This is a genomic window from Niastella vici, from assembly GCF_002077945.1.
Lineage (GTDB): Bacteria > Bacteroidota > Bacteroidia > Chitinophagales > Chitinophagaceae > Niastella > Niastella vici.
Map to the genome: position 1 here is coordinate 121,863 of NZ_LVYD01000113.1, position 13,190 is coordinate 135,052.

At 41.9% G+C, this 13,190-nt stretch carries 13 protein-coding genes; 7 read left to right on the forward strand and 6 right to left on the reverse strand.

What is annotated here, in order from left to right:
* Positions 1 to 131: 131 nt before the first annotated feature.
* Positions 132 to 644: a hypothetical protein gene (locus tag A3860_RS36865; RefSeq protein ID WP_081155613.1), complete on the forward strand. Its 513-nt coding sequence runs from the start codon at positions 132 to 134 to the stop codon at positions 642 to 644.
* A gap of 229 nt (positions 645 to 873) precedes the next feature.
* Positions 874 to 1,089, forward strand: coding sequence for a GDCCVxC domain-containing (seleno)protein (locus tag A3860_RS42220; RefSeq protein ID WP_081155614.1), 216 nt, complete (start codon positions 874 to 876; stop codon positions 1,087 to 1,089).
* Positions 1,090 to 1,528: 439 nt separating this feature from the next.
* Here the strand turns inward: A3860_RS42220 and A3860_RS36875 are convergent, their stop codons facing one another.
* The 4 genes from A3860_RS36875 to A3860_RS42415 form a co-directional block, all read right to left on the reverse strand.
* On the reverse strand, positions 1,529 to 3,700 hold the full coding sequence (locus tag A3860_RS36875) for a TonB-dependent receptor family protein (protein ID WP_081155615.1): 2,172 nt from the start codon (positions 3,698 to 3,700) through the stop codon (positions 1,529 to 1,531).
* A 253-nt stretch (positions 3,701 to 3,953) separates the two neighbouring features.
* Entirely contained in the window at positions 3,954 to 4,643 is a 690-nt protein-coding gene (locus tag A3860_RS36880; protein ID WP_245843705.1) for a sigma-70 family RNA polymerase sigma factor, read from the reverse strand.
* Positions 4,644 to 4,707: 64 nt separating this feature from the next.
* Positions 4,708 to 5,142, reverse strand: coding sequence for a hypothetical protein (locus A3860_RS36885; protein ID WP_081155616.1), 435 nt, complete (start codon positions 5,140 to 5,142; stop codon positions 4,708 to 4,710).
* A 270-nt stretch (positions 5,143 to 5,412) separates the two neighbouring features.
* Positions 5,413 to 5,625, reverse strand: coding sequence for a T9SS type A sorting domain-containing protein (locus A3860_RS42415; RefSeq protein ID WP_158085481.1), 213 nt, complete (start codon positions 5,623 to 5,625; stop codon positions 5,413 to 5,415).
* Between A3860_RS42415 and A3860_RS36895 the strand changes: the two genes are divergently transcribed.
* Positions 5,620 to 5,940, forward strand: a complete 321-nt coding sequence (locus A3860_RS36895) for a hypothetical protein (RefSeq protein WP_081155618.1) — start codon at positions 5,620 to 5,622, stop codon at positions 5,938 to 5,940. The genes A3860_RS42415 and A3860_RS36895 overlap by 6 nt on opposite strands.
* Positions 5,941 to 6,335: 395 nt before the next feature.
* A complete protein-coding gene (locus tag A3860_RS36900) occupies positions 6,336 to 7,238 on the forward strand; it encodes a hypothetical protein (protein ID WP_081155619.1) in 903 nt (300 codons plus the stop codon).
* A 93-nt stretch (positions 7,239 to 7,331) separates the two neighbouring features.
* On the opposite strand, the gene A3860_RS36905 is transcribed toward A3860_RS36900, so the two are convergent.
* Entirely contained in the window at positions 7,332 to 7,571 is a 240-nt protein-coding gene (locus A3860_RS36905) for a hypothetical protein (protein ID WP_143774451.1), read from the reverse strand.
* A gap of 195 nt (positions 7,572 to 7,766) precedes the next feature.
* Here A3860_RS36905 and A3860_RS36910 point away from each other — a divergent pair, with 195 nt between their 5' ends.
* Positions 7,767 to 8,027, forward strand: coding sequence for a hypothetical protein (locus A3860_RS36910; protein WP_081155621.1), 261 nt, complete (start codon positions 7,767 to 7,769; stop codon positions 8,025 to 8,027).
* 229 nt (positions 8,028 to 8,256) lie between these two features.
* On the opposite strand, the gene A3860_RS36915 is transcribed toward A3860_RS36910, so the two are convergent.
* Entirely contained in the window at positions 8,257 to 8,505 is a 249-nt protein-coding gene (locus A3860_RS36915) for a hypothetical protein (protein ID WP_143774452.1), read from the reverse strand.
* Positions 8,506 to 8,955: 450 nt separating this feature from the next.
* On the opposite strand from A3860_RS36915, the gene A3860_RS36920 reads away from it, so the two are divergent.
* Entirely contained in the window at positions 8,956 to 10,332 is a 1,377-nt protein-coding gene (locus tag A3860_RS36920) for a PQQ-dependent sugar dehydrogenase (protein WP_158085482.1), read from the forward strand.
* A 401-nt stretch (positions 10,333 to 10,733) separates the two neighbouring features.
* Positions 10,734 to 12,119 (forward strand): PQQ-dependent sugar dehydrogenase, encoded by a 1,386-nt coding sequence (locus tag A3860_RS36925; protein WP_081155624.1) that lies wholly within the window; start codon positions 10,734 to 10,736, stop codon positions 12,117 to 12,119.
* Positions 12,120 to 13,190 lie beyond the last annotated feature (1,071 nt).

A 13,190-nucleotide genomic window follows, 5' to 3' on the forward strand; every position in this document is an offset into this window, starting at 1 on the left:
AAAATGAACAAATGGAGGAACCTGTTTCCTAGTATTAGTTGTATACTGATAATTCGTTACTTGTATGTTGTGTGCCCCTGGGAATGCCCCGGCCAGTGAATAGCTGCCCATAACGGAAATTCGCCTATTGGTTGTTATACAAACGCCAGGGAAACTGCGTCGGCAGTTCAGGCGGCCATGACTATGACCTTGAACATATAGTAGTACAGGGCTACAGCAACACTAAGAAGTTCATAAGCATTACCTATTTCCAACATGCGGGATGGTATACCAGAGACTGGCGGGGATTGCCAGCCAGCTATCATTCCTTTGAATATGTGGGTAAACATGCACACGGCATGTACGATAATTCAAGATCCAAGAGCTTTTTAGGTTACGAATGCACCTACTGGGGCGATTACCGCAACCCTGCCGGTTCCCAGGACGAAGCTCATACGTGGAACAATATTAGCCTGATGAATTGTGATATATCACAGTTCAACTTCAACGGCAACTGGGGCGATCCGGGCCAGGGCCCGCTCTACCGGAGAAGAGATTATTGGAATTTTACCAGTTGTAATGGGGATGGCGGCGAATTATCAAGTGCAGACGGTTGCAAGCGCTCCGATTTTCCGCATGATATGCTGCTCGGCGCTATCCAATAAAATACAAACGTGTAATACCCGGCCCCTGAAAAGTTGATGTTTCCCAGTTGTCCCGACTAAAAAATGAACCCTTCAGATCGTTGGATTTGAAGGTTTTTTTAATATTGCATTTGATTAATTTCCCTTTACGGGCAGTAGATTTTGTTAACGGGGGGCAGTAATACTCACCCTATCTATTCTATTGCAGAAAAAATATATAAGTAAAGAACGATTGTAAACACGATTAATTATGAGTGAAATTATATTAAAGTCAACTATTACCTGCCCGGTTTGCGGACATTCTAAAGAAGAAACTATGCCTACCGATGCTTGCCAGTATTTTTATGAATGTGAAAAGTGCAAAACGATTTTAAAACCACTTACAGGTGATTGTTGTGTGTTTTGCAGCTATGGAACTGTAAAATGTCCGCCAAAGCAGGAAAACTTTTCATGCTGTAATAAATAACAAATGTTGATGCGACTTTGTAGATCATTTACTATTGCTGCTTGTAATAACATCTTTCCGTTCAGGTTCAATTCCCATAAAATAAAAAAGGGAGCACAACCAATTTTGTACTCCTTTTCTTTATTATCATTATAATTCAAAGTTATAGCTTCACCTGTAAGGTAAGACGATAAGCAGCCCCCTTACCTTTTGTATTATTTCATCTATTTTGCCGCAAATTTGATCAAGTAAGGGTTGTTTTATTGTAGGAAACGGGAAAAGTAGTTGCGAAAAGCGGAATTTAATTGTCAATGTTGCTATTCAGTGTAATATTCTTCCCCGTTTCGATAAAAGTGGATAGCGGGTTGCCTTTTATGTTTAAAAAACCCGCTGCGAGAGCGGGTTTTAGTTCAATAAGAATTTTTTCGAACGGAAGTGTTATGTAGTATCTGGTATCTGTTTAAAATGCTGCCGATATTCCAACATACATCATTCTGCCAATTGAAGGGATAATACCGGGACCCGGATATTCATCTGTACGTCGGGTAAAATAGGCTTTATCAGCAATATTATTTACACCAGCTTTGAACGCAATGTTTTTTATTTTGTACGAGGCGCTGACATCCAATACTGAATAGGATGGTATATAACCTGCAACCGGGTCATCGCTTAGTTTTGTATTGGTTGCATCTCCGTAGGCGCCCCCTACATTGCTCATCTGAAATGTCGCAGATAATCGGGAATCATAATAAGTAATCCCTGATCTGTTTATATAATTAGCCGCTGCTTCAACCCGGTTGCCTTTAAATTCGCCACTGGTATATTTTGCATCGGTAATAGCCAGCGAATTAAAAATACCAAGCCCTTTTTTAGACTGCTGGTTAAGATATTTTAACAGGTTAAATTCAATATAACTTTCTATTCCCTTATGAACACTATTGGCTACATTCGTTCGAAGCGTATATTCAGTAGCAGTGCCTTCATTCATCAATACTGTTCCAATGCGTTTATTGTAAGCGAGGTAAAATAAACCGATATCAAAATTCAGGAAATTATTAACAGTGCCACGGTAACCCAGATCGGCGTTATAACCTTTTGCATCTTTTAAGTTGGGATCAATTTTAGAAGTTACCCCTATCGGGGTTAACTGCGAGTAATCAATAGGGCGGTATGCCTGGCTGATGTTTGCATACACATTTGTGTTGTCTGTTACCTTATATTCTATTCCCAATCCAAATAATGGTATTGAACGATTCCGGCTTTCATTGGCAATCAGCTTATCGTTATCCTCCACTTTATAACCCTTTGCCGTGCTTTTCAAATATTCAAACCTGAAGCCGGGCGTTACCGTTAAACGGTTGGTAAGCCTGAAAACATTTTCTATAAAAGGGGCGAAATTAGTAGTGGTAAAATCAAGGTCGTATTCGTAGTCGCCTTTAATGGTTAAATCAAAATCTGATCCTGTTGTCCCTTCACCCCCACCCTGTCGCTTAAACCAGGCATAGGCATAACGCATACCGGTTGCTAAAGTATTATTCATACTGCCTAAATGGTAATTGTGTAACAGCCGTATTTCTGTAGTGCTGTTATGCATGTCTTCATTTTCCACTTCCCTGGGAACATATTCACCGGTTAACGGATCTTTTTCATCAAGCGCTTCGGCGCCGCCATCTTCATTTCGCCAAACCAAAGCCCGGTTGCTAAACAGCAATGAGGTTTTTACATTCAGCGATGTTTGGGGCGACAATTTATAATTGGCATAAGCACTTACTAAATTCCACGGACTTTTCAGCCAGTTTCTGCTGCGGAAGGAAGAACGTGGATTGGCATTATACATACTATCAGAAAGGCCGCCAGGCATTTTAATGCGGTTTCTCAATAAAGAATATTCAACGCCAATATTTAATTTATTGGAAGCATTGTATTGCACTCTTCCAAAACCCGATAGTTGCCATTGCTGGCTATTAGGTCTCCATCCATCCATTCTTCTATATTGAACAAATCCATAGTAGCTCCATTTTTTTATGCTTCCACCGATGGCATTAAATGTATTAAATAAGCCATAGCTGCCGCCGGTTTCGGAAGTCGTCCATTCAAAAGGCTTATTCTTTGGCGCTTCATTTAATACATAGTTTACCATACCGCCAAATTGCGAACCAAATTGCAGCGAAGCTGCACCTCTTATCATTTCAATGCGGCTTACAGCTTCCATCGGTGGTAAATAATAGGCTTCATTATAACCGTAAATATCTGCACTGATATTATAGCCATCCTGGCGGGTATTCATTTCAATACTTTGGTTAGGATTTAATCCTCGCGTGGCAATGCCATTGGCGGTAAATCCGCCGCTTTCCGTTTCTACAATATTTAATCCTGGTATCCTGCCAAGGATCTGGCGGGTATTGTTGATGGCTTTATTGGCATCGAGGCTATCAACCACAATCACTTCATTTTTTTTACCGGCATAAATAATTCCGTCTTTGACTTCAGGCATATGGCCGGTGCCACGAACTGTTTTAATGGCGGTAACTGTTACTTCTTTAAGGTATCGGGTTTTGCTGCTATCCTTCGGTTGCTGGGCATACAGGGTTATGGGTATTACAAAAAGGAGTATGAGATAATAACATTTCATTGCAGTTCAGATTTGACCGCAAAATTGAATAAATACATTAATGAAAATTTACATGAGCAGGAAAATATATTACGAAATAAGAAAAATTAAATATTTTTCTACCATAACTTCAATGTCACACATAATAGATTGCAGTTGAATGAATTAGACATTCAGTGATATTTTGCACAGACTATTAAGCCCTTGAAGTACAGGACCCGCAGATCCTGGCGCAGCACCGAAACTCAGCATAGAAGACAATAGTAAACGGGAATCACGTGTGAAGGTATTTGTTTCCCAATTCATCTATTCGTTTCATTACACCATTTACAATGCGGTCGCAGCAAACCAGGTTAAATTCGTAAATATCTTCGGTGGAATATGTTTTTTCAATCTCTTTTCGAAGCATGGCTTTTGCCCGGTTTAACCTGACCTTAACATTACTGGCGGTAGTGTTCATCGCCTCTGCCGTTTCTGCAACGCTAAGACCCGTGAGTTCCCGAAGCGTAAATGTTGTTCTATACTCTTGCGGAAGTTGTTGAAGGCAGGCTTCAACAACTTTATTAAATTCTTTGCTGATCACTGCATCGTTGGTGTAGCTATGGTTGGGTAAAAACATAAGCGATGAATTGTCGGGTAAAATATCTGCCGGGAGTTCTTTCAGGTAATTGAACTTGTGTGCATTGCGATAGCATTGGTTCAGCATGATCCTGATAAGCCATGTTTTAAAGGAAGAGCGTTCAGCAAATTGCTTAAGGTTGACATAACTATTAATAAATGTTTCCTGCATCAGGTCTTCCGTGTCCTGGTGGTTAAAACCATAGCTTCTTCCCACTTTGTAGAGGTAAGGATTATACCTGCGGATTATAATTTCAAACACAGCAGTATTGCCTGCCAATACCTGCTGAATGATTTCGATATCGGTATATTTTTGAATGCTCTTGTCCGACATGTTTAATGCCATAGCTATTCCTGTTTAATGCTACCGGTAATTCAAAGTTACCAAATCGTGAGTAATATTATTATACCTATCCCCTGGAGAATGATGCGCTGCTATTAGCCTCCTGCGCTTTTGATGCCCCGGTTGCCTGGGCTATTTGAGCAAGCGAATAAGCGCCTATGGACATAACAAGGTCGCGAACCGCTACGTCGAGATATCCTTTGGTAGCAAGAAGCGATAAACCAATGAGTGCAAGCCATGCACTTACAATATAAGCTCCGAGCGCAGGTCTTGAAAGAACGATCAGTCCCGCAATAACTTCAATCACACCAACAATCAGCATAAATGTATGTGGACTAAACGGAAGTATTTGTGCAATGGTGGGATTGAGGTATTTTTCCCAATCTGTAAGCAGGTTGGTGAATTTATCTAAACCTGCCACAATGGGCACCAATCCATAAGTAACTTTCATAAGCTTGTAAATGCGCTCCACTCTTGGTGAAGTTAAAATTGCCGTTTCCATAATATTTGTTTTTGATGACCTGAAAAGTAAAACTCTTCAAAACAATTGAGCAGATGAGCGTACAAAAGGTTACAAATGCCAGGAACAATAAATTTTCAAGAGGCCCTATGTGCCCCGCGGAATGCCCCGAACATTGAATAGCTGCCCGGTGCAAAAAGGCTTAACTGATATCAAAAAGCCTCCCGATGCATCGGGAGGCTTTTGCTGTATGAACTCATGCCTGTTTACATTCATCTGCTACTGATATGCTCATTTTTTCAGCAGTTTTTTCTATAATAACCGGTTACTACCGTCCGTAACTTCCAGCACATAGATGCCCGGTGTAAGACCTGCCGGAACATTTAAATGCAATGACTGGAAGCTTGTTGTCAGTTTTTGAGAGATGCTGAACACAGTTCTGCCGAATAGATCAAACAGTCGTACTTGTACTGCTGCGGCTGTATTTAACTGTAGCTGCAGGGACCAGCAGAAAACTACATGCAATACCCAGGATATATGGAATATTGGGTGCAGGTATCATTAGTACCAATCTCCTGCCGGGTAAAAGGCAGCGGAAACCCCGATAACATGAAGGTGAAAGTCTATAACCAGCAGCCATATGCAGCCGAAGCAGGCCTTGGTTTTTTCAGCCGCACCGGTAATCATATTTTCGTTGACCTTGCCTGTAAGTATATTGTCTCTGCAAATTATTCGCCTGAGATCGGGGGATTGATATCTTATACAGGCTTAAAATTGCAGTTAAATGTGGGCTGGATGCTACATGCAGGTTTCAGCAGATTAAAAAAAAGTGATTTCTAAACCAACAGAGCCCTTCAAATCTTTGTTTTGATTTATTCCTCCGACCCTGGCCTCATCGCCAAACAAAGTCATTATTAAACATATAAATTTTTCCCCATACCAGGCTCAAATAGCAGCAATCATTTCAGCTCAGCAGCTCTGCAAATGACTTAGGCTTACCTGTTACAAAGCCACCTCACTATAACGTACTACTTACATAACAGCCCGGCTATTTATTGAAATTTACAAGGTATAAAATTTGATATATAATTTGAAAACCAAATAATAAGATAGGATCATTATAAATATTCGTATATCATTAATTAAATAACCAATATTTGCATTGTTAACCCCCTGAAAACACGCCAATACGCCCAACCATTACCTGAGTTTCCTATGCTAAAACCCGAACTTGCATGAAGAGCACATTGTGTACTTTCGCTTCCTGTTTGCTAATTCTATTTGTAATTCCTGCCTGTAATAAAGCTGATAAAACAGACCCTGATGCGGTTGATACAGGCAATGAGTCAGGTAATGAGACCAACCTCACCAACACCACTTCTACCCAATGCCCCAATGCACCCAGCTATGGCGACAGCATACTGTACCTGCAACCTGTAAAGGGCAATTATACGGTTGAACCCGTCAATAACAAAGGCGTGCAGGGTACATACCTGTCATGGCCCGAAGGACTCGACATCAACGCTACTACCGGCCTTATCAATATTACGCAAAGTGAAACCGGCATCAGGTACAACGTAGCCTTTGTAAAAAAAGGAACGACTGATACCTGTATCAGTACCCTTATCCTCGGTGGCGTTTCTTATATCGACAGCATTTATGTACTGTCAAAAAACGATACCCTTGCCGCGCCCATTTTTAATGCTAACCCCAATGCCTCCCCTGTTTGTGATGGCAGCGATGATACCGACTACCCCGACAACGGCAACCATAACGGGAATAATAAATGCCAGTTTGATGATGATACAACCAGCCAGGGGGCAAACGCGCAAAAATTGCGTGTACGCACTGTCAGCGGCATTATCAATTTGAAAAAATCACTGGATGATGGCCTGTTGGGTAAGAACCCCAGGAACGGACACTTCAAAAAAGTAAAGATCGAATACCGGCTGAACGACAATAGCAAGAAGGCCGATCAAAAGATCACCGTCCAGGTGATGTACTATGATAAAGTTTCAAGTATTCCCAATGATTTAAAGCAGGACGTTGCCTCCAAACGGAAAAACGCATTCACTTACAAGATCATTGCCGAAAAACCCCGTCCACCATTGTTGATCATTGCGGGCCTGGCGAATTAAACTTATTGGAGGGAAGAATAAATCTTATTCAGCAAATAAGATTGCTGATAAAAGATGGGATGAAACAAAATTGTCGCTTTTTTCGTATTGGAGTTATGAGTAAAGAGAGATATTCGCAATTGATTGTGGAAGATTTTCTACAATTGCTTCCCTGCTATCCTCATCTTTTTCCTTTTCAGCAAGTGCATCGGCAAGTAACCTTATTTGTTCCCTGATTTCCTGAAGATCGCTGATGGTGGCGCCAAACTCCAATGCCATTGCGAATTTTCGCATTTCATGAATAATAATTGTTCTAAGCTGGGCTGCAGAAAGTTTTTGAAAACGTGGTTCCATTCTACACTTTTTCTTTTTATTATAGCAATTGTTATTCCTACGCATCTCTCATAGTTTACACTTATTCAATACTAAGTGTTTCACCCATGCAAATCAATCACATTACAATATGGTATAATGTTTGCTTTTAACCTAAGCCAGGCCGAATCCTGTTAATAAAGGATCTCGGCTTTATTGTTATCCATACTCTAAACTATGTGGAAAATTATACAACCAGGTGATAAATTAGCACTGGGTGATACAGTTAAGCTTTTACCCTCGTCAATTTACAGTTCAACTAAAAAAGAAAAGCTGTATCAGGTAGTTAAAACCGAACAACATTATTTCGAGATCATGCTTAAGCCCGACGATGGTGATACCGGTGAAAATGCCCAGCGTAGAATTATAAGATACCTTGATATCGGTTATCATATAGCCGTGGAAGTATGGGAAGAAACTTTACAAACAGATCAGTAACAGTTCCATCGCTGAATAATTGTGGATTGGACTAATAAAAAGGGCGAGTTCTTATGGATATAAGGCCCCGCTCATCCATTTTAACTAATGGCGAATAAATGCAATTTATATTCCATGAAAAGAGTATAGTAAAAGAAAGGCCCTCCCGATGCATCGGGAGAGCTTCATGCAGACTTTCTTTTTACTAATTCAGCGCTTCACTATGTAACTGGCAGAATAATAGGTGCATTTAGTGATCAACACCATCAGATAACGTACGCTGTTTCCTGTTTTTGATCTCTTCAACAAGGAAATCAATGATTATCCTTTGTTGCTTAACTTCCTCTGGTTTGCCACTAATAAATGCCTTTGTGTACTTTTGCGTTTCCTCTGCCAGCAAGTCAACCAACGTTTGCAAATCAAGATGCTGGTACTTTTGATGCATAATCTCAAACCTCAGCAAACTCCAATCCAGTTTTTGCCAAATAAGAGTTAGCACTTAAAATAGTTATTATTGAAGAGGAAAGGCTGAAAACAAAAGAACTTTAAAGGACCATTCCTGCAGCAGATGCAGAGATGCAGATCAGCGCCCTTTTACATTCAACTGAAAGGCCATTGAGCATTACAGGAATATTGACAGTGCAAAAGATTCCACACCCAACATACAAAGAAATGTTTTAACTTGCATAGAGATCATTCCCCAAAAACTTCTGATGTATTTACTCCCAATATCTCTTGTATCACAGCGTGCCTGATGTAGCCCCAATCGAAAGATAATCCTGTTGAATTACCCACACCTCCCAATGAGTGCTTTATAAATACAAAGCGGCAACGCTGTTGGCAATATCCTGCATGAATGCCGGCAATCCATAATTATTCATGGCCTGTAACCGTATGCGTTTTTTGTGCCTTACACTTCGGTTATTATAACAACTTAAACTTACGTGTTATGAGAACTAACTACCCAAACACTGCCTGTATGGTGACTCCGGCTTTTTCTAACTGCATTACCCTCCTGTTACTGACCATTTTGATATTACCCGGCTGCCAAAAATCAAATGAACCTAAGATCATGATAGGTATCGACATGGAATTGTTAGCCGATGATTTTGTGTCGCCCGTTCAGGTGCTGAGCACCCACCACAGCGAACGCCGTTATGTAGTTGACCAAATCGGGAAGATCTGGCTCATTGACAGAAACAACAATAAACGGCCCACGCCATTCCTCGATATCAGTAGCAAACTGGTAAAACTTGACCCTACCTATGATGAACGTGGTTTACTGGGAGTTGCCTTTCACCCCGATTACAAAACCAATGGCCGTTTTTATGTTTATTATCAGTTGCCGCCACGCGCAGGCGGGCCAGCTCCCGGCATTCCATGGAATAATCTCAGCCGCATTTCAGAATTCAGGGTTTTACCCGACTGGTCGCGAGCCGATCCCAACTCAGAGAAAGTGATCCTTGAATGGGATGATCCGCAAAGCAATCACAATGGCGGCTCCCTTGTTTTCGGGCTCGACGATTTCCTGTACATCTCCATTGGCGACGGCGGCGGCGCCAATGATATTGGGCCGGGCCATAGTACCGACTGGTACTCTATAAATGCCGGCGGCAATGCGCAGGACCTTGAAGCCAATTTCCTGGGTAAAGTGTTATGCATTGATGTAGATAGTGGCGATCCTTATGGCATACCGCCTACCAATCCCTTTGTAGGCAAACCAGGCCGCGATGAGATCTTTGCTTTTGGTTTCCGTAATCCCTACCGCATGTCGGTCGATAAGCCAGGACACCAGATGATCGTAGGGGATGCAGGCCAGGTTTTATGGGAAGAAATTGATGTGTTGGTAAAAGGTGGCAATTATGGCTGGAACGTGAAAGAAGGCCGCCATTGCTTCAGCACCGCCGACAGCTCGAAAGTATTAGCCAGCTGTCCGTCGGTTGATGACAGAGGTAAACCATTGCTGGAACCGGTAATAGAGCTTAACAACTGGCAAAACCCGCTGGGCGGCAAAGCCACCGCGGTTATTGGCGGGTATGTTTATCACGGCGAAACGCTCAAAGACTGGCAGGGTAAATATATTTTCGGCACCTTTTCACAAACACCCACCACACCCAATGGCCAGCTTTTTATGGCTACCCCTACAGGCGACTCATGGCCGTATGAAAAAATTTCGTTGCTGAACCACCCTGACGATCTGGGTTATTATTTGCGGGGATTTGGGCAGGATGATGACGATGAATTGTATGTAGCCGTTTCTTCGATGTTGGGCCCGCAAGGCAATACCGGCAAGGTGTATAAAATTGTTCCGGTCTTTGGAAAATAAAATAACTGATATTAAGGTCCTGATGCGTAGCCTGATCGTCACGGGTATGTAAAACCGCGCTCCAAATCCTGCGCAATTCTCCATAATGACCAGGCAGCTTTTTTCTTCATTACGTGGTCTGTAAACGAAGAACCTGATTGTGGTTAGGTTAATTGCAAATATGAATTATGGTTCGTATTTTAATAGAGGATCCCTGATACCATCAACGATAATTACTTCCCTTACTTTCTGCCTGATAGTTCGTTGTAGCGAAAAGTAAATCCTGTTGAAATGCCCACGCCTGGTCAACTATTCGAAAAACACTTATTAAAGTTGAAACAATATCCTGAGTGAGTGAAAGCATTTTGTACAATGCTTATTGAGATCGCCTTGTTTGTTTTAACCGTTTAAATTGATGTGTTATGAGGCTCAACCCACCAACCAGTGCCCAGCATTTGATTGTCACTTTTATCGTATTGACTGACCTGCTCCTGCTAAGCCTGTTCATTTTGGAAGGCTGCCAAAAAAACATACATGAAGATCTGAATGAGGATGGCATGAAACTGATCGCAGAAGATCTTGTATCGCCAATACAGCTTGTTGCTTCGCACTACAGCGAACGCCTGTATGTAGTTGACCAAATAGGGAAAGTATGGGTCATTGACAGAACCGGCTACAAACGCCCCACTCCTTTTCTTGACATAAGCAGTAAACTCGTATCACTCGATGCCGGTTATGATGAACGTGGCCTGATCGGTTTTGCATTGCACCCCGATTTCAAACTCAACGGCCGTTTCTTTGTGTATTACCAATTACCGCCCCGTGCCGGTGGACCAGCCCCCGGCGTTTCCTGGAATAACCTCAGCCGGATCTCAGAATTCCAGGTGCTGCCCGATCTGTTCAGGGCCGATCTCAATTCAGAAAAAGTACTGCTTGAATGGGACGATCCGCAACCCAATCACAATGGCGGATCGCTGGCTTTTGGCAATGATAATTACCTGTACATTGCCATTGGTGACGGCGGTGGCGACAATGATACGGGGCCGGGGCATGCCGACGACTGGTACACCGTGAATGCCGGTGGCAATGCACAGAATATTGAAGCCAATTTCCTGGGCAAGATCCTGCGTATTGATGTTGATAATGGGAGCCCTTACAGCATCCCCGAAAGCAACCCCTTTGTAAATAAACCGGGCCGCGATGAGATCTTTGCATTTGGATTCCGGAACCCCTGCCGGATGTCGTTCGATATGGAAGGCGATCATCAGTTAATAGCTTCAGATGCCGGTCAGGTTTTGTGGGAAGAAATAAATGTTATAAACAAAGGTGGCAATTATGGCTGGAATGTAAAGGAAGGAACGCATTGCTTCAGTACCGCCAACAATTCGAAGGTGTTGCCATCATGCCCTACAATTGATGACAGAGGCAAGCAATTGCTGGAACCGGTAATAGAGATCAACAACTGGCAAAATCCTTTGGGCGGACAAGCAACAACAATTATAGGGGGCTATGTTTACCGGGGCAGTAAAATTCCGGAATGGCAGGGCAAATATATCTTTGGCAGCATTTCACAAACCCCATCAACACCTAATGGTGAATTATTTATAACCACTCCATTGGGCGGGCCAGGCACTGCCTGGTCATATGAAAAACTTATGTTAAAAGAGAATTCCAGTGATCTGGGTTATTATTTGAAAGGTTTTGGGCAGGACAATAATGGCGAACTCTATATCACAGTTTCTTCCAATGCCGGCCCCGGGGGCAATACCGGCAAGGTATTTAAACTGCTTAAATCATCGGTAAAGTAAAATAATCATAACAAAAACACTCATTCACCCTGGTATTTTACTCTTATTTAAAAAGATGGTTACTGCTACACGGCAATGATACATCATCATTGCCGTTTTTCTTTTTTGGGGAATCCTGTTCAAAAAAGAAGTTTTATAAGTACAAATACTTATTCGCATTTATAAATAACTTTTTAGTATTCGATCAACTTCTAAATAAACCGGCCCTCATATTAATTTCAGGCACTATGTTTGTTAAATAATCGAACAGTTCAGATAAATACTCTTTTTGAAAAACTAAAATATCCCTGTGATGAACACAATGTTTAATTTCCTCCGGGATGCGTGGAAGATGGCAACCGGAATTATTTTAGCTCCACTGCTACGAGCAGAAAAAAAAGATATCCGTACTTATAGTATAAAACGTGCACTCAGCCGCAATTACGCGCTTCAAACACTTTCTCCCCTACACAGTCCCAAATTAGAAAGGTCCCGCTATATGGACCAATGGTTAAGGACGCATACTCCACCAATAGTAGAACGCAGGAACTACTGACAGAACGATGACTTAAAAATTGTTCTTCACTTTTACATCAGCATCAGCACCGGTTAAATGGTTATCTAAAATTCTCCACGAGGAGATTTTCGTAAAGAGAGTTGTACAGTCGCCAGGCAGAAAAAAAGTGTTGCAAATTCAGTGATTCCCCAACCAGACAGGGCTGGAATACAAAATTCCGGTACTGGTTGAAGCATATTGTTATTGTGAAGTAAAGAAAGTTTTTGAGAAAGTGCATACCCGGGAGAACAAAGTGACCTGAGATAGAGAGCAACCGCAACCTTGTGAAAGAACCTTACCTAACACAGTTACACCGTTAACATTAATCTTACCTGTCGCTTAAGCTTTTTCCTATTCAAGAGTGAATCCTATGTTAACAGCGTATTCCGACTAACCGAAAGCATAAAAACAGAACCTTGTTTCCTGGTTAAGTTATGCCTGAATAAGTTTTAATCAAGTTCGGAGATCTGCTGAAGTACAATGGCTGCCATGCACAGCATGCGGCCCGGGACAAGTATGCCCCACTCTTAAAGCAA